We start from the raw sequence: 18,828 nt of genomic DNA on the forward strand, positions 1-18,828 counted from the left end.
ATAAAATATTTAATCCTTTAATTAAAAACTAATGAAATCACTCTTTTTAAACAACAGTAAAAAAGTATTTTTAACGCTGGCCTTTATCTTAATAGCCTCTCCCTTTTTCGCGCAATCTGCCTTTGAGAAATTTGAAGGTCAAGACGATGTGACTGCCTTAATAGTCAATAAAAAAATGTTCGAATTGATGAGTAAAGTAAAAGTAGATGTCTCTGATAAGCAGGCACAGCAATACATGAACCTTATTAAAAAATTAGACAACTTAAGAGTATTTACTACTACTAGTTCTAAAGCAACAACAGACTTAAAATCAACTGCCGATAAATATGTAAAATCTGTTGGACTAGAAGAATTGATGCGCGTAAATGACAGCGGCAAAAACATTAAAATTCTTGTGAAATCAGGCGGTTCTGATTCTCAAATAAAAGAATTACTAATGTTCATTGAAGGAGGTAGCAAAACAGACCAAACCGTTCTTATGTCCTTAACCGGAGATTTTGATTTGAATGAGATTGCTATTTTGACTGATAAAATGAAAATTCCTGGTGGTGATGAGCTAAAAAAAGCGAGCAAAAACAAAAAATAAAATGAAAACCACTCCTAGCTTTTTACTGATTATCCTTTTAGTGTTTGCCAGTTGCAGCAATAAACCTTCACTTCAGAAATATTTTGTCGAAAATACTGAAAACAAGAATTTCATAGCGCTTGACATCTCTCCATCGATCTTAAATATTGAAAAAGACAGTCTAACAGAGGAACAACAAACTGCGCTCGCTTCATTTGATAAAATGAATATACTAGCATTTAAACTGACTAAAGATTACAAAGAACTTTATGAAGTAGAAAACGCTAAGCTGAACGCGATCTTAAAAGAGGAGAAATACCAACAACTCATGAAATTAAGTATGGGTTCTAGCGCAGCATCTGTAAGTTTTATTGGTGATGATGATCATATCGACGAATTCATTTTATACACCAAACGCAAAGAGAATGGCTTTGCCGTAATTCGTGTTCTTGGAAAAGACATGAATGCAAACAACATAATGAGTTTGATACAAATTATCCAAAAATCTAATTTAGACATGGAACAACTCAAACCACTACAGCAGCTGATGAAGTAAGAATATAAAAAGGGTCTTGAAAATAATTCAAGACCCTTTATTATTTAGTAGACAAAACGATTATTGCAAAGCGGCTTTCAAGTTTTCAAAATCCACTGTAATTTGCTCACCTGTTACTAAGTTTTTAAGGCCATACGAATTAGTTTCCATCTCCTTTTCGCCAGCAATCACCGCAAAAGGAATAGTTCGTTTATCGGCATGCTGAAATTGTTTCGCCATTTTAGCATTATCTGGATACAATTCTACTTTTATACCTGCGGCACGCAATTTTTGGATGGCTTGCATAGCATAAAATGCCTCAGCATCACCATAATTAATAAACAAGGCTTTAGAGGTTGCTGTAACTGTTTCTGGAAATAAATTTAACTCCTCAACCACAAGATAAATTCGGTCTAAACCAAAAGAAATCCCTACTCCACTCATGTTTTTTAAGCCAAAAATACCCGCTAAATCATCGTAACGACCTCCACCGCCAATCGATCCCATAGCAACACCGGCAGGAGCCGAAACTTCAAATATGGCACCAGTATAATAATTTAAACCTCGAGCTAAAGTAACATCTAAATCTAATGTAGCAGTTGCAAGTCCTAATTTAGTAACCGATTCACAAATAAATTGCAACTCAGCTACTCCCTTCATTCCTTCTTCAGAGGAAGCCAATAGCAATCCTAACTTTTCTATTTTTTCGCTAATAGAACCTGTGAAGTTAAACAAGGGTTGCACTTTTGCAATAGCGTCCTCAGTAATGCCTTTTGAAATCATTTCAGTTTTTACGCCGTCCTCTCCTATCTTATCTAATTTATCTAAAGCAACCGTAAAATCAATTAATTTGTCTGACGCTCCAATCACCTCAGCAATACCCGAAAGAATTTTACGGTTATTAATTTTTACCGTTACTCCTTTTAATCCTAATTGCGTAAAAACCGTATCGTATAATTGTACTAACTCTACTTCTTGCCATAAAGACTTTGAACCTACCACATCAGCATCGCATTGAAAAAACTCTCTAAAACGTCCTTTTTGCGGTCGGTCAGCACGCCACACTGGTTGTATTTGGTACCTTTTGAACGGAAATTCGATTTCGTTTTGGTGCTGCACCACATAACGTGCAAAGGGTACCGTTAAATCGTAACGCAACGCTTTCTCAGATATGCTTGCAGTAAGCTTAGTGCTGTCCTTGCTTTCTAAATGAGTTGCATTGGCTTTCGCCAAATAATCACCCGAGTTTAAAATTTTAACAATTAAACGATCACCTTCTTCTCCATATTTCCCCATTAGGGTTTCTGAATTTTCAAAAGAAGGGGTTTCGATAGGTTGGAAACCAAATTTTTCAAAATTATTTTTAATCGTTTGAATAATATACTGTCGTTTTGCCACCTCAGTAGGTGAAAAATCTCTTGTTCCTTTTTGAATACTTGGTTTTGATGCCATTGTTGAAATATAGTTTTAGTACTAATTTTTGATTAAAAAAAGGACACTTCCTGATCTTAAAGTTCAATTAGAATGCAAATATCTAATTTTTAAAATAAATAATACTTCTTCCAAAACAAAGTTGTAACAAAAATTGTATTTTGGTGTCAAACTACCATGATGCTAAATTTACTAAAAGAAAATATCCGAATCGCGTTTGGCTCCATTAAGACCCAAATTCTACGAACCTCACTTACAGTGATTATTATCGCTATTGGAATAACTGCCTTGGTAGGGATTTTAACGGTGGTTTCAGCACTAGAAAACACTATTTCATCTGACTTTGCTTCGATGGGAGCGAATACTTTTAACATCAGTCAGTATGAAAATACGGCAAGGCGTCGAGGTGGTGAGGAGCGTACGATTATCAATCCTATAATATCTTATCCTGAGGCGGTAGCTTTTAAAAACAAATACAACTTTCCATTTACAGAGACTTCGGTTTCGTTCACGGCAACATCCATTGCAGAGGTAAAGTATGAAGGTGATAAAACAGATCCTGCCATTTCAGTAGTGGGTGTCGATGAATATTTCATTACCAATTCCGGTTTAGAAACCAGTTTGGGACGTAATTTTAATTCTTTTGATATTGCCAATAATAATTATGTATGTGTTGTAGGCTCTGATTTTGAAAAAGGCCTTTTTAAAAACATTAATCCTATCAATAAAATAATTTCTATCCGTGGTGCCCGCTTTAAAGTAATAGGAGTATTGAAAGAAAAAGGTTCTACTTTTGGCAATAGCCAAGATTTAAGAGTTTTAATACCCATTCAAGTCGCTCGTTCTTTGTTTACCGCACCACGAATAAACTACACGATGAGCGTGATGGTTTCTAAAAAAGAAATTTTAGATCAAGCAATTGACAACGCTACAAGCACCATGCGTAGGGTACGTAAACTAAGTCCCATGAAGGATAATAATTTTGGTGTAGTTCGATCTGATGATTTGATTAATAGAATCCTTGGCATTACGCAATATTTAGGTTTAGCCTCCTGGCTTATTGGGATCATTACTGTTTTAGGATCTTCAATCGCTTTAATGAATATCATGATTGTATCGGTAACCGAACGAACACGAGAAATTGGAGTTCGAAAAGCTTTGGGCGCCAAGCGCTCTACTGTTGCGATTCAATTTTTTATTGAAACGATGATTATTGGTCAACTTGGTGGATTGGTTGGGATTATTTTAGGAATTCTTATCGGTTTTGGTATTGCGACAGCCTTAGATTTTGCTTTTGTAATTCCGTGGGGAGCCATTTTTGCGGCCTTCACCACCAGTTTTATAGTTGCCTTAGTTTCTGGATTGTATCCTGCAATAAAAGCAGCTGTCCTAGACCCTATCGAAGCTTTGCGCTACGAATAAAGTAAGAAGTAGCAGTTGAAATAACTATTCCTATGGAACCTATAGCGTCGCTCGGGTCATGCGGTCGTTTCCATAAATATCTTTACGAAGCTCGTTGTTTTTGAAATATAAGCTTTCAAGTAAAGCGACCATTTCATTTCCTAAATACTGATTAATCTCAAAGTACAACTGACCTCCTACAACTAGGTTTTTCTGTGCCAAAGTGGCAATTTTACGATAAAAAATCAAAGCGTCTGTATCAGCCACAAAAAGGGCTAAGTGCGGCTCATTATCCAATACATTTTTTTTAATTTCTTGTTTTTCTAAATTTCGAACATAGGGCGGATTGGATACAATAATATCAAATTGTTGCTGTAAATCCGTGGTTTCTAGAATATTTTGAGAAATAAAATTAACAGCTACTTTGTTGGTTTCCGCATTTTTTTTGGCTGTAGCCAAAGCAGTATCGGACACATCAAGAGCAAAGACCGTTGCGTTTTTAATGTTTTTGGCCAAAGAGATTGCAATACATCCACTACCGGTACCAATATCTAAAATACGTAAGGGCGTATCTAGTTTCAAACTGTTGGCCGACGATATAATCCAATCTACCAACTCTTCTGTTTCTTGTCTTGGAATTAAAACCGCAGGATTTACTTCAAAATCCAATCCGTAGAAACTAGTTTTACCCAATATATACTGCACAGGAATTTCTAATTTCAATTGCGCTAGAATAGCATCCCAAATTAGAATATCAGCCTCCGAAAATACCACATCAGGAGTCAAAGCGAGGTCAATACGTCGCAATTGCTTTTTCTCTTCTAATACTAAATAGAAAAAACTTTCGGCTTCGGTTGCATCATATATGGGCGTAAGTGCTGCAATAAAATGACTTCTATATTCCCTAATTTTCATATTATGCCTTTTTTATTTTAACAGATTGAAACTACTATGCTATACCGCTACAATTTTTTAAGCATCCATACTGGACAAGAGGTATGCCCTGTGCTTCCCATAGGAGCATCGATATTTTTAAAACCTACTTTTTTGTATAATTTTTGAGCATCAAGCATAAAAGGCATGGTTTCTAAATAACAATGTTCAAATCCAAAATCTTTTGCCGCTTGCAAACAGGTGGTCATCATCGCACTGCCAATACCCAAACCTCGAGTTTCAGGAAGGAAATACATCTTTTGCAATTCGCAGATCGATGGTGCCTCATTTTCAAGCGGTGCTACACCTGCGGAACCTACAACCTTTCCCTCACTTTCTACAACAAAATACGCTGATTGCGGTTTACTATATTCCTCAAACATAAAATCTAAATACACATCTTCATAAGCGGTGCCCACCTTAGGGATATTCAACTCATCAAAAACGGCGCGAATTAATTGCGCAACAGCTTCATTATCTTTCTTTTCTATTTTTCTAATGATCCAATTTTCCATGTTGCAGTTCTACTTAAATTTTAGAGCACAAAAGTAACAATACTTTATGCTATTTTTAATAGAATCGAAACAAAATCGTCTAGCCAAAAATAACTACTTTTGCAGGGTGAATACTTATGAAAAATATATCAGTCGTTGCGTACAACTCGCCAAAAATGGTTTGGGAACTACTTACCCTAATCCCATGGTGGGCAGTGTCATCGTATGTGATGGGAAAATAATCGGGGAAGGTTGGCATAGAAAAGCCGGAGAACCCCATGCCGAAGTTAATGCCGTAAATTCCGTAAAGGACAAATCATTATTAAAAAGAGCAACGATTTACGTAAGTTTAGAACCTTGCAGTCATTTTGGAAAAACACCTCCTTGTAGTGACTTAATTATTCAATCAGGTATTCCTAATGTTGTTATTGGTACTGTTGACCCTAATATACAAGTCGCTGGTAAGGGCATAAAAAAACTTATTGCCGCTGGAATTCACATTACTGTAGGCGTACTTGAGCAAGAATGCTACCAACTTAACAAACGTTTTTTTACGTTTCACAACAAAAAAAGGCCTTTTGTAATTCTTAAATGGGCCCAAAGCCTCGATGGATTTATTGCCCCTGCGGCAAAAGCAGAAAAAAAGCCTGTTTGGATTACCAATCCCTATTCGAGACAACTCGTTCATAAATGGCGAAGTGAAGAGCAAGCCATTTTAGTAGGGACTCAAACCGCTGTAGATGATAATCCTAGATTAGATGTAAGAGATTGGACTGGAAGCAACCCTATCCGAATTGTGATTGATGCCAACAATAGAATTCCAAGAGAAAGTCACCTATTCGACAACCTTGTAAAAACCATCGTGATTGGTGAAAATTTCGATGCTATTTCTACCGAAAACTGTATCTTTGAGCGTATTGATTTTGAAGGCAACATAGCTGAACAGATTTTAGAAATAATATACAATCATCAAATACAATCCGTAATTATTGAAGGAGGACTTCGAACCTTACAAACCTTTATAGAGTCCGGACTTTGGGATGAAGCACGAATTTTTAAAAGCAATACCCTACTACATAATGGCGTAGTTGCTCCGAAACTCCTTTTACAGGAAAGTACAAAACAGTTTATTGATAATGATGAACTCATAATAAGTAGAAACCATGATTGACACTATCATTTTTGATTTTGGTGATGTATTTATCAATTTAGATAAGCAAGCGCCTATTGATAAAATGAAAAACTTAGGACTTGCGCAATGGAATGAAAATCTTGACGAGCTAAACGTACAGTTTGAAAAAGGTTTTATAGACCAAGAGACTTTTTTAAAAGGGCTACAACAATACATGCCAACAGCAAGCTTAGATGAAATACAAAAAGCATGGAATTCTGTTTTGCTAGACTTTCCATTGTATCGGCTGGAATTCCTGCAATTACTTTCAAAAAAATACCGACTTTTCCTTTTAAGTAATACCGATGCAATCCATATAGCTGAATTTGAAAAGCGTTTTGGCATATCGTTTTACAGTGATTTTTACCACTGTTTTGAAAAAGTCTACTTTTCTTTCGAAATGGGAATGCGTAAACCCGACACCCAAATCTACTCCACCGTTATCAATAATCATGAGTTAATACCCAAACATACCCTATTTGTAGATGATAAAAAAGAAAATACAGAGGCAGCACTTGCGGTAGGGCTACAAGTATGGCACCTTCAAGTAGGTCAAGAAGATGTGATTCAGTTATTCGACAACAAATAATAAGTTAAAATAGTATTGGAAATCCAAGACACGTATAAAACAATAGCACACCCCAGTGAAGAAATGCTCTTCAAAGAAAAAAACAGTAAATTCTTTGGCTACGCCTTTCCTATAGCATCTGAGGAAGAACTAAAACCCATCATAGATGACTTAAAAAAACAGCATCCTAACGCAGGTCACTTTTGCTATGCCTACCAAATTGGAGCTGAAAAAATCACTTACCGAGCCAATGATGATGGAGAACCAAGCAACAGTGCAGGAATGCCTATTTATGGCCAACTACAGTCGTTTGGAGTAACGAACACCTTAATAGTTGTGGTTAGAGTATTTGGAGGTGTGAAATTAGGTGTTGGAGGTCTAATTTCAGCATACAAAACCACTGCACAATTAACACTTGAAACTTGTACCATAATCGAAAAAACGATTGACGTTCAGTATCAAATTCTATTTGAATATAAAAACATGAATAAAGTCATGCGAATTATCAAAGAAAAAAATTTGGAAATAGAAAGTCAAAAAATGGAATTGAGTTGTGAAATCATCATTAAAACCAGAAAAAAAAATGCCGAAAAAATATTCGACATTTTTGATTCCTTATTTGAAATTGAGATAAAAATTATCGAATAATTAGTATCTGTTCCCTAAATTTTTAAATCGACAAAAGTTTTTCTTTTACATAGTCCGGTGGCGCCACAGGGCGACCCGTTTTCATGTCTACAAAAACAAGAATTGAGTTAGCAATTGTTAATAACTCCTGCTTTTCATTGAAGATTTCGTAATCAAATTCTATCTTGACAGTGCTTTGACTTTTGAAAATAGTTTTAACAGTTAACAAATCATCATACCTTGCTGGTTTTTTATAATTTATATTCAAAGAAACCACAGGTAACATTATACCACTATCTTCCATCCATTTATAGGAAATCCCCAGGTTTCTCAGCCACTCCACGCGTCCCATCTCAAAATATTGAGCATAATTACCGTGATAAACAACCCCCATTTGATCCGTTTCGGAGTATCTTACGCGGACTTTATATTCATGTTCTTTCATACAGCTATTTCTTATTTTCTATTTAATTTTAACATCTAATCTAACCTACTTACAATAATCTTTATTCAAAATCAACCCCTAATTATTTTTTTTTACAGAAAATTGTTCACATATTTGTTACCCCGAAAAAAAACAAGTGCTTTTGCTGTTTTTTTTACAAAAGCCACCATTTATAATTAGATAATTTAATAGAATTTATGAACAAAACTGCTCAATCAGTATGGGAAAACTGTTTGTCTTTTATAAAAGACAACATTCAAGATCAAGCCTACAAAACTTGGTTTGAACCGATCAAATCAGTTGAACTTACCGATAACGCGTTGTACATTCAAGTTCCTAGTAAATTTTTCTATGAATGGCTAGAAGAGCACTACGTAAAACTATTGAAAGTTGCCTTAACTAAAGAACTTGGTAAAAACGCAAAGTTACTTTATAAAATTAAGATGGAAAACACTTATGGCAATAAACAACCGTTTACGGAACAATTGCCAAGTGCCAATAGGGCTCCAATGAAACCACAAAATGTAGATGCTCCTTTTAAAAACTTAGATCCTGAATTAAAAAACCCGTTTGTAATTCCTGGTATCCGAAATTTAAAAATCGAATCTCAGCTGAACGCTAATTATAGTTTTGACAATTTCTTAGAAGGAGACTCGAATAGACTAGCGCGTTCTGCAGGTATGGCAGTTGCTAATAAGCCCGGTGGAACCTCTTTCAACCCCCTATTAATATTTGGTGGTGTAGGACTTGGTAAAACACACTTAGCCCATGCTATTGGTGTTGAGATTAAAGACAAATACCCAGACAAAACTGTTTTGTATATTTCTGCTGAAATATTCACACAACAATATATAGACTCTGTTAAGAAAAATAACAGAAATGACTTTATCCATTTTTACCAATTAATTGACGTACTTATCATTGATGACGTTCAATTCCTATCTGGTAAATCAGGAACGCAAGATGTGTTTTTCCATATTTTCAACTACTTGCATCAAAATGGCAAACAAGTAATCTTGACTTCGGACAAGGCTCCTGTTGACATGCAAGATATTGAACAACGTTTATTATCTCGTTTCAAATGGGGATTATCCGCTGAGTTACACCAACCCGATTACGAAACAAGAATCTCGATCTTGAAAAACATCTTGTATCGTGATGGTGTTGAAATACCTGAAGAAATAATCGAATACGTTGCTCGTAACATCAAGTCTAATGTTCGTGAGTTAGAAGGAGCCATTATCTCATTAATAGCACAATCATCGTTCAATAAGAAAGAAGTAACAATTGAACTAGCAAAAAGCGTCGTTGAGAAATTTGTTAAAAATGTAAAACGTGAAATCTCGATTGATTACATTCAGAAAATTGTATCTGACTATTTTCAACTGGATTTAGAAACTTTACAATCAAAAACAAGAAAAAGACACGTTGTGCAAGCGAGACAATTAGCCATGTTTTTTGCTAAGAAATTCACCAAAGCTTCTCTAGCTAATATTGGTTCCCAAATTGGAGATAGAGATCATGCTACGGTTTTACACGCTTGTAAAACTGTTGACAATCTTGTTGCTACTGATAAACAGTTCAAGAAGTTTGTAGATGACATTCACAAAAAACTAACGCTTTAGTCGTTTCATGCAAGTAAAAATACTAATGGTTTGCTTAGGCAATATTTGCAGGTCACCATTGGCCGAAGGGATTCTTGCATCAAAACTACCCAAAAAAAACTTTGTAGTAGATTCTGCTGGTACAGGTAGCTGGCACGTAGGTCGTTCACCTGATGCGCGTTCAATCGCTGTAGCAAAAAAAAACAATCTCGATATTTCCCAACAAAAAGGGCGACAATTTCAACAAGCCGATTTTGATAAATTCGATTACATCTATGTAATGGATCAGTCTAACTATGATGACGTCCTTGCATTAGCCACTTCCGATGAACAAAGACAAAAAGTAAAAATCATTTTAGACGAACTGTTTCCTAACGAAAACGTCGATGTGCCTGATCCTTATTATGGCATGTCCAATGGCTTTGAAATGGTGTACAACATGCTAGACGAAGCCTGTGACGTGATTGCTCAAAAATTAATAGCAAATCATTCTTGATCACGCTTTTTTAAATTTCTTTGCCTTCGTTAGTTCTTTCAAAATTCACGTTCTTTGTGCTAACATTAAGATTAAAAAAAACGTAGCACAATGAAACCAACCCCTCTTTTAGGAAAACTATACCTCATCCCTACTACTATGGGAGAATGTAACCCAATGGATGTTTTACCACAAACCGTAAAAAGAACAATTGATTTTATTGACCACTACATTGTTGAAAACGATAAAACTGCTCGGAAATCAATAAAAGAAGTACATCCTGAAAAAAAGCAATCGGACTTAGTCTTGTTTACCTTAAACAAACGCACCGAAACTAAAGAGCATTTGGATTTTATTAAACCTTTGCTCGAAGGTAAAAATATGGGTTTAATGAGTGAAGCCGGTTGTCCTGGTGTAGCTGATCCTGGCGCCGTTATCGTAAAATTGGCGCATGAAAAGGGCATCCAAGTCATTCCACTCGTTGGTCCATCTTCGATTTTGTTAGCTATGATGGCATCCGGAATGAACGGACAAAGTTTTACTTTCCATGGCTATTTACCTATTGAAAAAGACGAGAAAAAAGCCAGTTTTAAAAGCCTTGAAAGAATTTCTTTTGAAAAAAACCAATCTCAAATTTTCATCGAGACGCCGTATCGCAATAATAAATTATTGGAGGATTTGATACAGACATTAAATCCCGAAACCCATTTGTGTATCGCTACCGATATTACTTTACCTACTGAATACATCAAAACAAAAAAAATCGCCGCTTGGAAAAAGGAGACCATTGATCTCCACAAACGACCTACAATTTTTATCATTCATAAAATGTAAGCGTTAAAAACAAGACCATTAAAATCCATTTAAACAGTATTTAAACACTGATTGAATGGATTTTTTTTTAGTGGATCAAAAACTAATTTCAAGCCCTAAAATCACTACATTTAACTTAAAAATTAGAATATGTCCAAATTACCGAATATTGGCACTAGTATTTTTACTGTAATGTCAAAGATGGCATTAGAGCACAACGCTATTAATCTCTCTCAAGGGTTTCCGAATTTTCCCGTTGATGAAAGACTGACTAACATCCTAGCTAGGCTAACTTCAGAAAATGTGCATCAATATACGCCAATGGCAGGTCATCCGCCTTTGCTAGCAAAAATCGCTCATTTACTTAAATCTTCTCATCAACGCATTGTAAATCCCGAAACCGAGCTACTAATTACTGCAGGAGCAACTCAAGGTATATTCACCACTATAACGGCTTTAGTTGACAGTGAGGACGAAGTCATTATTGTAGACCCTAGCTACGATTGCTACGAAGCTCCTGTTTTACTTTGCAAAGCAAAAGCAGTACGTATTGCTTTAAATGATGACTACACCACCAATTGGAACCGAATTGAACAAGCTTGCTCATCAAAGACCAAAATGATAATCATTAATAATCCTCATAATCCAACAGGAAAGATTTTAAGCGAACCTGACTTTGTGGCTTTAGAGCAATTAATGGATAAATTCCCAAAGATGCTGCTACTATCAGACGAAGTGTATGAATACATCACTTTTGAAGAAAAACACATTTCAGCTCACAGCCGAAAAAACCTAATTGATCGATGCATAACCGTCGCTTCTTTTGGGAAATCTTTTCACATTACGGGTTGGAAAATTGGTTACCTCGTTGCACCCGAATATTTAATGAAAGAAATAAAAAAAGTACATCAATTTTTAGTCTTTAGCGTAAATAGTATTTCTCAATTTGCCATTAGCGAATACCTTGACAGTGTAGCTTTAGATGATATTAGCCACTTTTATAAAGAAAAAAGAGATTACTTCAGGTCCTTATTAAACGGAAGTAAATTCGAATTACTAAACTGTGAAGGAACCTATTTTCAAGTGGCTTCGTATGCCGCTATTTCCTCAGAACCTGATGTCGCTTTTTGCAAACGACTCATAGTGGAACATGGAGTAGCCGCTATTCCTATTTCTACTTTTTACGAAAACGGAAAGGATCATAAATTAATTCGCTTTTGCTTTGCGAAAGACAATCAAACATTAGCTGCAGCAACAGAAAGACTAAACCAAATTTAAAAATAAATTTATTATGCGTGCATAGTATAAATTTTACTATATTTACAATAAAAAAATTATGAGTTATACAGATAAAATGTTAAGAGACGATGCTTTAAAAGGTAAAGTAATTGTAGTTACCGGTGGTGGTAGCGGTTTAGGTAAAGCAATGACCAAATATTTCTTGGAGCTAGGTGCAAAAGTAGCTATCACCTCTAGAGATATTGAAAAACTTAAAAATACAGCTGCGGAACTCGAGGCTGAAACCGGTGGAACTTGTTTGCCTTTACAATGTGACGTACGTCATTATGAAGAGGTTGAAAACATGTTACAGGGTGTTTTAAAAGCTTTTGGTCAGGTTGATGTTTTACTAAACAATGCAGCTGGAAACTTTATTTCACCTACGGAGCGTTTATCTGCTAATGCATTTGATACTGTAATCGATATCGTTTTAAAAGGAACTAAAAACTGTACGTTAGCTTTTGGAAAACATTGGATAGACACGAAGCAAACTTCTGCATCGGTTTTAAATATTGTAACTACTTATGCATGGACTGGATCAGCTTATGTTGTACCAAGTGCTACTGCCAAAGCAGGTGTATTAGCCATGACAAGAAGCTTAGCTGTAGAATGGGCTAAATACGGTATTCGTACGAACGCAATTGCTCCTGGACCTTTCCCTACTAAAGGCGCATGGGACAGATTATTGCCTGGTGATCTAGCTGAAAAATTTGATATGGCTAAAAAAGTACCTTTACAACGTGTAGGTGATCATCAAGAATTAGCTAATTTAGCAGCTTATTTAGTATCTGATTTTTCAGCTTATGTAAATGGTGAAGTAGTTGTTATAGATGGAGGTGAATGGCTTAAAGGAGCCGGACAATTCAACCTGCTCGAAGCTATCCCGGAAGAATTATGGGATCAGTTAGAGATGATGATAAAAGCTAAAAAAAATAAATAAGATAAAAAGGAGAGTGCTACAAACACTCTCCTTTTTTATTATACTCCTCTAAGGCAGCGGTTAATTCGCTTGTTAGTAAACCACTTCCGCCGCCATAATGCTGAACAACAATAGCTCTTGGATTTGATTTATTGAAAAATTCTCGCAATTCATACTCTGATTCTTCTGAAATTCCTGATCCCAGCAATACAACTGCGATCGTATTGGTGTCAAAAACATGTTGCGCTTCGGCGTTTGTGTTTGCACCAAAAGCACACCAACCTGCATTAGCATTGATTAGCCTAATGACAGTATTCAAGATTTCTTCGTTTCTGCCTACATAAAGAATGTTGCTCTTTTCCATTTGCTGTTGCTAAATACCGTGCCTTATTTCAATACTTACTAAACGTTTTATAAACGCATTGGAACCTCCATTAACAAAATTTCAGACGCTTCATCATTTGCACTAATATCAAACAAATCTGTTGCCGTAATACCCATTCCGTCTCGTTCATTTAGAACAACCCCACCAATAGTAAAACTACCTTTTAAAATAAAAGCGTAAACACCATTATCCTTTTTTTTCAAAGTGTAGGTGATATCAAAATCGGCATCAAATTTCCCCATATGAAACCAAGCATCTTGGTAAATCCAAACGCCTTCCTCATCTTGATTTGGAGAAAGAATTTGCTGCAACTTATTCTGACGATCTTCTAAATCTAGTGTGATTTGATCGTATCTTGGACTAACATTTTTTTGATTTGGATATACCCAAATTTGCAAAAACTTAACTTGCTGATCTTTGTTTTTATTGTACTCACTGTGAAAAATCCCAGTACCTGCACTCATTACCTGAATATCCCCTTGCTTAATTACCGTGGTGTTTCCCATGCTATCTTGATGCTTCAAGTCTCCCTCAAGCGGAATAGAGATAATTTCCATATTGTCATGAGGATGTTTCCCAAAACCCATTCCTTGGCTAACGGTGTCATCGTTTAAAACACGCAACACTCCAAAGTTCATTCGCTCTGGATTTTGATACCCTGCAAAGCTAAAAGAGTGGTAAGACTCTAACCAACCATGATTGGCATGTCCTCGTGTATTTGCTTTGTGTAAAATATAATTAGTTAGGGTATTTTCTTGAATTACTTTAACGTTTTCCATTATAATTAGATTAAAAATGAAATACAAAATTGCAAACAAATAACAGCAATCACATTGAACTAGAACAAGAAACTATTAAGAACAGCGGCCTATTTGTGGGCGAGTTTCTTTCGGATCTTGCTCAAAAACTCGGGAGACATTCCTAAATAGGAAGCGATGTAATGTTGTGCAAAACGGTTTGGAAAAGTAGGATAGCGTTCTAAAAACTCCAAGTATTTATCCGTAGCAGTCTTAGCAATAGTGTCAAATAAGCGATTTTGAGTAACCGCCAAATGGCGTTCTTTCAAGATCCGAAAAGCACGCTCAAATCGAGGCGCTTTTTCAAATAGCATCTCCTTAGATTCAGGTGTAAACATATAAAAATCGCAATCTTCTAAGGTTTCAATGTATACATGACTTGGGGTTGTTTCATAGATACTAAATGAAATATCACTTAGCCAAGCATTCTCTACAGCTAACTGCAAAACTACTTCGGAGCCATTGGCATCAATATAATATTTGCGAGCACTTCCTTTGATTAAAAAGGCTTCAAAGTTACATTGCTCGCCTGCCTTTAGCAAAACAGTCTTTTTAGGTACTTGTTTGTACTCTAATAATTCATTGAAGATTGCTAATTCGCCCTCTTCAAAAACCACATAGCGGCTGATATTTTTATTAATTTGACTGTACAAAATAGTGTAGTTTTTAAAATTAAAGATAACAAAATAATATGGAGATATCAGGTTTTTTAATTAATGTAAGAGGACTGCTACATTGCGTCCATCGAGTCTTTTATAAAATAAGTAGTAGGCGATTAGTAAAGTCGTAAAAAAAACTAATTCTACTGGCGCAATACCCTAATATCACCTTTAAATTCCTATTTTTGCCCCATATTCAATATTTAAAATTATTTTATGCTGATCATAGGTATTGCAGGAGGAACAGGAAGCGGAAAAACAACAGTAGTTCATCAAATAATGAATGAGTTGCCGGATAAAGAAGTGGGTATTATATCACAAGATTCGTATTACAAAGAAAACAACAACCTCTCCTTTGATGAGCGCGCTTTAATAAATTTTGATCACCCACGTGCGATCGATTTTGATTTATTAGTAGCACATTTAAAGGAATTAAAAGCCGAAAAAACAATTCATCAGCCTGTATATTCTTTTGTAACTCACAATAGAACGGAGGATACCATTACAACACATCCCCGCAAAGTGATGATTGTTGAAGGAATATTAATTTTAGCAAATCCCGAATTAAGAGAATTATTCGATGTTAAAATTTTCGTACATGCCGACTCTGACGAGCGCTTAATTCGTCGTCTTAAAAGAGACATTGCTGAACGAGGCCGAGACATGGATGAAGTTCTTAATCGATACCAAAACACATTAAAACCAATGCATCAGCAATTTATTGAGCCTACAAAAGCTTTTGCTGACATCATTATACCTAATGACAAACACAATACTGTAGCAATTGATGTAGTCCGGGCGGTAATAAATCAACGAATTCTGTAAATTTTATTGTAATTTTATAACCACCTAGCAGTTTCGCATCAAGTGGATAGTTACTATTTGGAGCTACTTCCTGCTGTACACTATATCTTTTATAACTTGACTAAAAAAGTCAAGTTATAAAAGGATGCCGTTACCATCAGGGCTAAAAAAAATAAAATGAAAAACCCATATAAAGACAAATCTTGGTTTAAATTCCTAAGCAACAAATATGTTTGGGTACTTTTGTTTTTTATCATTTGGATGGTTTTTCTTGACAATTACTCTTATTTCGACCACCGGTTTCTTGACAACCAAATCACCGAACTAGAGGACAATGCAACCTACTACCAAGAAGAAATTAAAAAGGACGAACAGCAGATAAAACAGCTTAATAATCCTGACCAAATAGAAAAATATGCTCGCGAAAAATACTTTATGAAAAAGGATAGCGAAGATATTTATATTATCGAATTTGAAGGTGACAGCATTACGCAAAATTAAATCTAGAATTACTTAAAATCAATACCAAATGACTACTACTCTATTTGAATATTTTGATCCCATATCCTCCAAACAGTGGAAACAAAAAATCCAATTTGAACTGAAAGGAGCTGATTACAATGAAACCTTAATTTGGAATTCGCCTGAGGATATAAAAGTAAAACCATTTTACCACGCTGATGATTGCACTAAAACTTTTGCAATAAGTAAGCAAACCACTCCTTTTAAAATTTGCCAAAACATCTTTGTATTTGATGTCGAAAAATCCATTGAGAGAGCTTTGGACGCAGTAGCACGTGGAGCCGCAAGTCTTCGCTTTACAATCGAAGACAGCAACATCGATATGGAACGATTACTTGAAAAACTTCCTATCGAATCGATACCTGTTTATTTTCATTTTGATTTTATCTAAATCGATTTCGTCAAAAAAATTGATGCCATAGCCCAAAAACGAAAAGCCACTATCTATTGTAATCTTGATCCAATAGGACAATTGGCACAAGAGGGTAATTGGTTCAGTACAAATGAAAAAAGTAATTTCGAAACTTTACAAAAGCTTCAATCAACAACTAACTCTTCATTAATAAGCATCAATAGTGCACTGTATCAAAATGCGGGAGCAACAATTGTACAGCAAATCGCCTACACGCTAGCCCACGCAAACGAATATTTCAATAGACTTGATGCAATAAAAACGCCTATAGTTTTACAAGTTGCAGTAGGTACTAATTACTTTTTTGAAATTGCAAAGTTGAGAGCCATTCGAGTTTTATTTAATTTAATTGCAAAAGAATACAACCACAACCTAGATTGTCACCTCTTAGTTACACCTACTAAAAGAAACAAAACAATTTACGATTACAACGTAAACATGCTTCGAACCACAACGGAATGTATGAGTGCTATTTTAGGTGGTGCTGATGCAATCGCCAACCTTCCCTATGATGCTTTGTATCACAAAGACAATGAATTTGGAGATAGAATTGCACGCAATCAACTACTAATTCTTAAAAACGAAAGCTATTTTGATAAAGTAAATAATCCAGCTGATGGTAGTTATTACATCGAAAGTTTAACCAATCAATTAGCCGAGAAAGGATTAGCCTTATTTAAAACCATAGAGGAAAATGGTGGATTTTTAAAGCAGTTAAATGATGGAACCATCAAACGAAAAATTCAAGAAAGTGCTGAAGCAGAGCAAAAACTATTTGATTCTGGTAAAGAAATACTTTTAGGAACCAATAAATATCCTAATAAAAATGATAGAATGAAAAATGATCTTGAACTCTTTCCTTTTGTAAAAGTAAAGTCGAGAAAAACATTACTTTCTCCAATTATAGAAAAAAGATTGGCTGAAAAATCTGAGCAAGAACGACTTGAAACAGAATAATCACCAATCAATTTACTTACTAAGTGCAAAATAGAGGCTAAACATGATACGAAAAGACCTTAAACATATTCAATTACATCCTCAGCAAGAGGAAGCTAAAGCATCTCTTGAAGCAGGAGAAAATAACGCTCCAGGCTTCGCAACTGCTGAAGGAATTGAACTTAAACAAAACTATAGTGCAAAAGACATCGAGAATCTGGAACATCTGGATTTTGGAGCTGGATTTGCACCTAATTTACGTGGACCCTATGCGACTATGTACGTTCGCAGACCATGGACAATAAGACAATACGCAGGATTCTCAACCGCTGAGGAAAGCAATGCCTTCTATCGAAGAAATCTTGCTGCAGGACAAAAAGGACTGTCTATTGCCTTTGATTTACCTACCCATAGAGGGTACGATTCTGATCATGAGCGTGTGGTGGGAGACGTAGGTAAAGCAGGTGTCGCCATAGATTCAGTAGAAGATATGAAGGTACTGTTTGACCAAATTCCATTGGATGAAATGTCGGTATCGATGACCATGAATGGGGCTGTCTTACCCATAATGGCGTTTTATATCGTCGCTGCAGAAGAGCAAGGTGTAAAACCCGACTTACTTTCAGGTACTATTCAAAATGATATTTTGAAGGAGTTTATGGTTCGTAACACCTACATCTACCCTCCAACACCATCGATGAAAATCATTGCTGACATATTTGAATTCACCAGCAAAAAAATGCCTAAGTTCAACTCTATATCAATTTCAGGTTACCACATGCAAGAAGCCGGTGCTACTGCTGATATTGAACTTGCCTACACCCTAGCCGATGGATTAGAATACATTCGAACCGGACTAGCAACCGGAATGAAAATTGATGAATTTGCTCCTCGCCTTTCCTTTTTCTGGGCCATTGGAATGAACCATTTTATGGAAATTGCTAAAATGCGCGCCGGACGAATGATTTGGGCCAAACTATTAAAACAATTTAGCCCACAAGACGAAAAATCGTTAGCACTGAGAACTCACTGCCAAACGAGTGGTTGGAGCTTA

The 18,828-nt window shown here is 35.7% G+C and carries 21 protein-coding genes and 1 pseudogene; 15 read left to right on the plus strand and 7 right to left on the minus strand.

All coding sequences use genetic code 11. The features are described from left to right. The first annotated feature begins 31 nt into the window (after nt 1–31). Nucleotides 32–586 (plus strand): DUF4252 domain-containing protein, encoded by a 555-nt coding sequence (locus P8M54_RS04830; RefSeq protein WP_300285769.1) that lies wholly within the window; start codon nt 32–34, stop codon nt 584–586. Between the two features lies 1 nt (nt 587). Beyond that, entirely contained in the window at nt 588–1,121 is a 534-nt protein-coding gene (locus P8M54_RS04835) for a DUF4252 domain-containing protein (RefSeq protein ID WP_300285771.1), read from the plus strand. A 60-nt stretch (nt 1,122–1,181) separates the two neighbouring features. Here P8M54_RS04835 and hisS read toward each other — a convergent pair whose 3' ends face one another. Then, nucleotides 1,182–2,552 (minus strand): histidine--tRNA ligase, encoded by a 1,371-nt coding sequence (hisS, locus tag P8M54_RS04840; protein WP_300285773.1) that lies wholly within the window; start codon nt 2,550–2,552, stop codon nt 1,182–1,184. Between the two features lie 156 nt (nt 2,553–2,708). Here hisS and P8M54_RS04845 point away from each other — a divergent pair, with 156 nt between their 5' ends. Further along, nucleotides 2,709–3,953: an ABC transporter permease gene (locus P8M54_RS04845; protein WP_300285775.1), complete on the plus strand. Its 1,245-nt coding sequence runs from the start codon at nt 2,709–2,711 to the stop codon at nt 3,951–3,953. A 39-nt stretch (nt 3,954–3,992) separates the two neighbouring features. On the opposite strand, the gene prmC is transcribed toward P8M54_RS04845, so the two are convergent. Both prmC and P8M54_RS04855 read right to left on the minus strand, forming a co-directional pair. Next, on the minus strand, nt 3,993–4,847 hold the full coding sequence (prmC, locus tag P8M54_RS04850) for a peptide chain release factor N(5)-glutamine methyltransferase (RefSeq protein ID WP_300285777.1): 855 nt from the start codon (nt 4,845–4,847) through the stop codon (nt 3,993–3,995). A gap of 47 nt (nt 4,848–4,894) precedes the next feature. Then, nucleotides 4,895–5,380 carry a GNAT family N-acetyltransferase gene (locus P8M54_RS04855; RefSeq protein ID WP_300285779.1) on the minus strand — a complete coding sequence of 162 codons (486 nt, stop codon included), beginning with the start codon at nt 5,378–5,380 and terminating at the stop codon, nt 4,895–4,897. A 106-nt stretch (nt 5,381–5,486) separates the two neighbouring features. On the opposite strand from P8M54_RS04855, the gene ribD reads away from it, so the two are divergent. The 3 genes from ribD to P8M54_RS04870 are packed head-to-tail and all read left to right on the plus strand — an operon-like array spanning nt 5,487 to nt 7,746. Next, entirely contained in the window at nt 5,487–6,530 is a 1,044-nt protein-coding gene (gene ribD / locus P8M54_RS04860) for a bifunctional diaminohydroxyphosphoribosylaminopyrimidine deaminase/5-amino-6-(5-phosphoribosylamino)uracil reductase RibD (RefSeq protein WP_300285808.1), read from the plus strand. Then, nucleotides 6,523–7,119 (plus strand): HAD family phosphatase, encoded by a 597-nt coding sequence (locus P8M54_RS04865; protein WP_300285781.1) that lies wholly within the window; start codon nt 6,523–6,525, stop codon nt 7,117–7,119. Before ribD ends, P8M54_RS04865 begins: the two co-directional genes overlap by 8 nt. Nucleotides 7,120–7,134: 15 nt before the next feature. Beyond that, nucleotides 7,135–7,746, plus strand: a complete 612-nt coding sequence (locus P8M54_RS04870; RefSeq protein WP_300285783.1) for a YigZ family protein — start codon at nt 7,135–7,137, stop codon at nt 7,744–7,746. Nucleotides 7,747–7,768: 22 nt separating this feature from the next. Here the strand turns inward: P8M54_RS04870 and P8M54_RS04875 are convergent, their stop codons facing one another. After that, nucleotides 7,769–8,170: a thioesterase family protein gene (locus tag P8M54_RS04875; RefSeq protein WP_300285785.1), complete on the minus strand. Its 402-nt coding sequence runs from the start codon at nt 8,168–8,170 to the stop codon at nt 7,769–7,771. Between the two features lie 197 nt (nt 8,171–8,367). Here P8M54_RS04875 and dnaA point away from each other — a divergent pair, with 197 nt between their 5' ends. The 5 genes from dnaA (at nt 8,368) to P8M54_RS04900 (ending at nt 13,280) form a co-directional block, all read left to right on the plus strand. Continuing rightward, on the plus strand, nt 8,368–9,795 hold the full coding sequence (gene dnaA, locus P8M54_RS04880; protein ID WP_300285786.1) for a chromosomal replication initiator protein DnaA: 1,428 nt from the start codon (nt 8,368–8,370) through the stop codon (nt 9,793–9,795). A 7-nt stretch (nt 9,796–9,802) separates the two neighbouring features. Then, a complete protein-coding gene (locus tag P8M54_RS04885) occupies nt 9,803–10,270 on the plus strand; it encodes a low molecular weight protein-tyrosine-phosphatase (RefSeq protein WP_300285788.1) in 468 nt (155 codons plus the stop codon). A gap of 90 nt (nt 10,271–10,360) precedes the next feature. Then, on the plus strand, nt 10,361–11,083 hold the full coding sequence (locus P8M54_RS04890) for an SAM-dependent methyltransferase (protein WP_300285790.1): 723 nt from the start codon (nt 10,361–10,363) through the stop codon (nt 11,081–11,083). A gap of 129 nt (nt 11,084–11,212) precedes the next feature. Beyond that, entirely contained in the window at nt 11,213–12,340 is a 1,128-nt protein-coding gene (locus tag P8M54_RS04895) for a methionine aminotransferase (RefSeq protein ID WP_300285792.1), read from the plus strand. A 58-nt stretch (nt 12,341–12,398) separates the two neighbouring features. After that, entirely contained in the window at nt 12,399–13,280 is an 882-nt protein-coding gene (locus tag P8M54_RS04900; protein ID WP_300285794.1) for an SDR family oxidoreductase, read from the plus strand. A 16-nt stretch (nt 13,281–13,296) separates the two neighbouring features. Here the strand turns inward: P8M54_RS04900 and P8M54_RS04905 are convergent, their stop codons facing one another. The 3 genes from P8M54_RS04905 to P8M54_RS04915 all read right to left on the minus strand — a co-directional run bounded on the left by P8M54_RS04905 (nt 13,297) and on the right by P8M54_RS04915 (nt 15,094). Continuing rightward, nucleotides 13,297–13,623, minus strand: coding sequence for a hypothetical protein (locus P8M54_RS04905; RefSeq protein WP_300285796.1), 327 nt, complete (start codon nt 13,621–13,623; stop codon nt 13,297–13,299). A gap of 47 nt (nt 13,624–13,670) precedes the next feature. After that, nucleotides 13,671–14,423 carry a pirin family protein gene (locus P8M54_RS04910; RefSeq protein WP_300285798.1) on the minus strand — a complete coding sequence of 251 codons (753 nt, stop codon included), beginning with the start codon at nt 14,421–14,423 and terminating at the stop codon, nt 13,671–13,673. Between the two features lie 89 nt (nt 14,424–14,512). After that, a complete protein-coding gene (locus P8M54_RS04915) occupies nt 14,513–15,094 on the minus strand; it encodes a Crp/Fnr family transcriptional regulator (RefSeq protein ID WP_300285800.1) in 582 nt (193 codons plus the stop codon). A gap of 222 nt (nt 15,095–15,316) precedes the next feature. Between P8M54_RS04915 and udk the strand changes: the two genes are divergently transcribed. The 4 genes and pseudogenes from udk to P8M54_RS04935 all read left to right on the plus strand — a co-directional run. Then, complete coding sequence (gene udk / locus P8M54_RS04920) at nt 15,317–15,925, plus strand: uridine kinase (RefSeq protein WP_300285802.1); 609 nt, start codon at nt 15,317–15,319, stop codon at nt 15,923–15,925. A gap of 156 nt (nt 15,926–16,081) precedes the next feature. Further along, nucleotides 16,082–16,405 (plus strand): septum formation initiator family protein, encoded by a 324-nt coding sequence (locus P8M54_RS04925; RefSeq protein ID WP_300285804.1) that lies wholly within the window; start codon nt 16,082–16,084, stop codon nt 16,403–16,405. Nucleotides 16,406–16,433: 28 nt separating this feature from the next. Further along, nucleotides 16,434–17,795 (plus strand): annotated as a pseudogene (locus P8M54_RS04930) (methylmalonyl-CoA mutase subunit beta). A gap of 43 nt (nt 17,796–17,838) precedes the next feature. Next, on the plus strand, nt 17,839–18,828 hold a 990-nt coding region (locus tag P8M54_RS04935; RefSeq protein ID WP_300285806.1), incomplete at its 3' end, for a methylmalonyl-CoA mutase family protein.

Origin of the sequence: Flavobacterium sp., assembly GCF_029242675.1 — a bacterium.
GTDB lineage: Bacteria > Bacteroidota > Bacteroidia > Flavobacteriales > Flavobacteriaceae > Flavobacterium.

Coding starts and splice junctions, on each gene's coding strand:
- P8M54_RS04830 (WP_300285769.1), top strand. CDS start 32: ATGAAATCACTCTTTTTAAACAACAGTAAAAAAGTATTTTTAACGCTG.
- P8M54_RS04835 (WP_300285771.1), top strand. CDS start 588: ATGAAAACCACTCCTAGCTTTTTACTGATTATCCTTTTAGTGTTTGCC.
- hisS (WP_300285773.1), bottom strand. CDS start 2,552: ATGGCATCAAAACCAAGTATTCAAAAAGGAACAAGAGATTTTTCACCT.
- P8M54_RS04845 (WP_300285775.1), top strand. CDS start 2,709: ATGATGCTAAATTTACTAAAAGAAAATATCCGAATCGCGTTTGGCTCC.
- prmC (WP_300285777.1), bottom strand. CDS start 4,847: ATGAAAATTAGGGAATATAGAAGTCATTTTATTGCAGCACTTACGCCC.
- P8M54_RS04855 (WP_300285779.1), bottom strand. CDS start 5,380: ATGGAAAATTGGATCATTAGAAAAATAGAAAAGAAAGATAATGAAGCT.
- P8M54_RS04865 (WP_300285781.1), top strand. CDS start 6,523: ATGATTGACACTATCATTTTTGATTTTGGTGATGTATTTATCAATTTA.
- P8M54_RS04875 (WP_300285785.1), bottom strand. CDS start 8,170: ATGAAAGAACATGAATATAAAGTCCGCGTAAGATACTCCGAAACGGAT.
- dnaA (WP_300285786.1), top strand. CDS start 8,368: ATGAACAAAACTGCTCAATCAGTATGGGAAAACTGTTTGTCTTTTATA.
- P8M54_RS04885 (WP_300285788.1), top strand. CDS start 9,803: ATGCAAGTAAAAATACTAATGGTTTGCTTAGGCAATATTTGCAGGTCA.
- P8M54_RS04890 (WP_300285790.1), top strand. CDS start 10,361: ATGAAACCAACCCCTCTTTTAGGAAAACTATACCTCATCCCTACTACT.
- P8M54_RS04895 (WP_300285792.1), top strand. CDS start 11,213: ATGTCCAAATTACCGAATATTGGCACTAGTATTTTTACTGTAATGTCA.
- P8M54_RS04900 (WP_300285794.1), top strand. CDS start 12,399: ATGAGTTATACAGATAAAATGTTAAGAGACGATGCTTTAAAAGGTAAA.
- P8M54_RS04905 (WP_300285796.1), bottom strand. CDS start 13,623: ATGGAAAAGAGCAACATTCTTTATGTAGGCAGAAACGAAGAAATCTTG.
- P8M54_RS04910 (WP_300285798.1), bottom strand. CDS start 14,423: ATGGAAAACGTTAAAGTAATTCAAGAAAATACCCTAACTAATTATATT.
- udk (WP_300285802.1), top strand. CDS start 15,317: ATGCTGATCATAGGTATTGCAGGAGGAACAGGAAGCGGAAAAACAACA.
- P8M54_RS04925 (WP_300285804.1), top strand. CDS start 16,082: ATGAAAAACCCATATAAAGACAAATCTTGGTTTAAATTCCTAAGCAAC.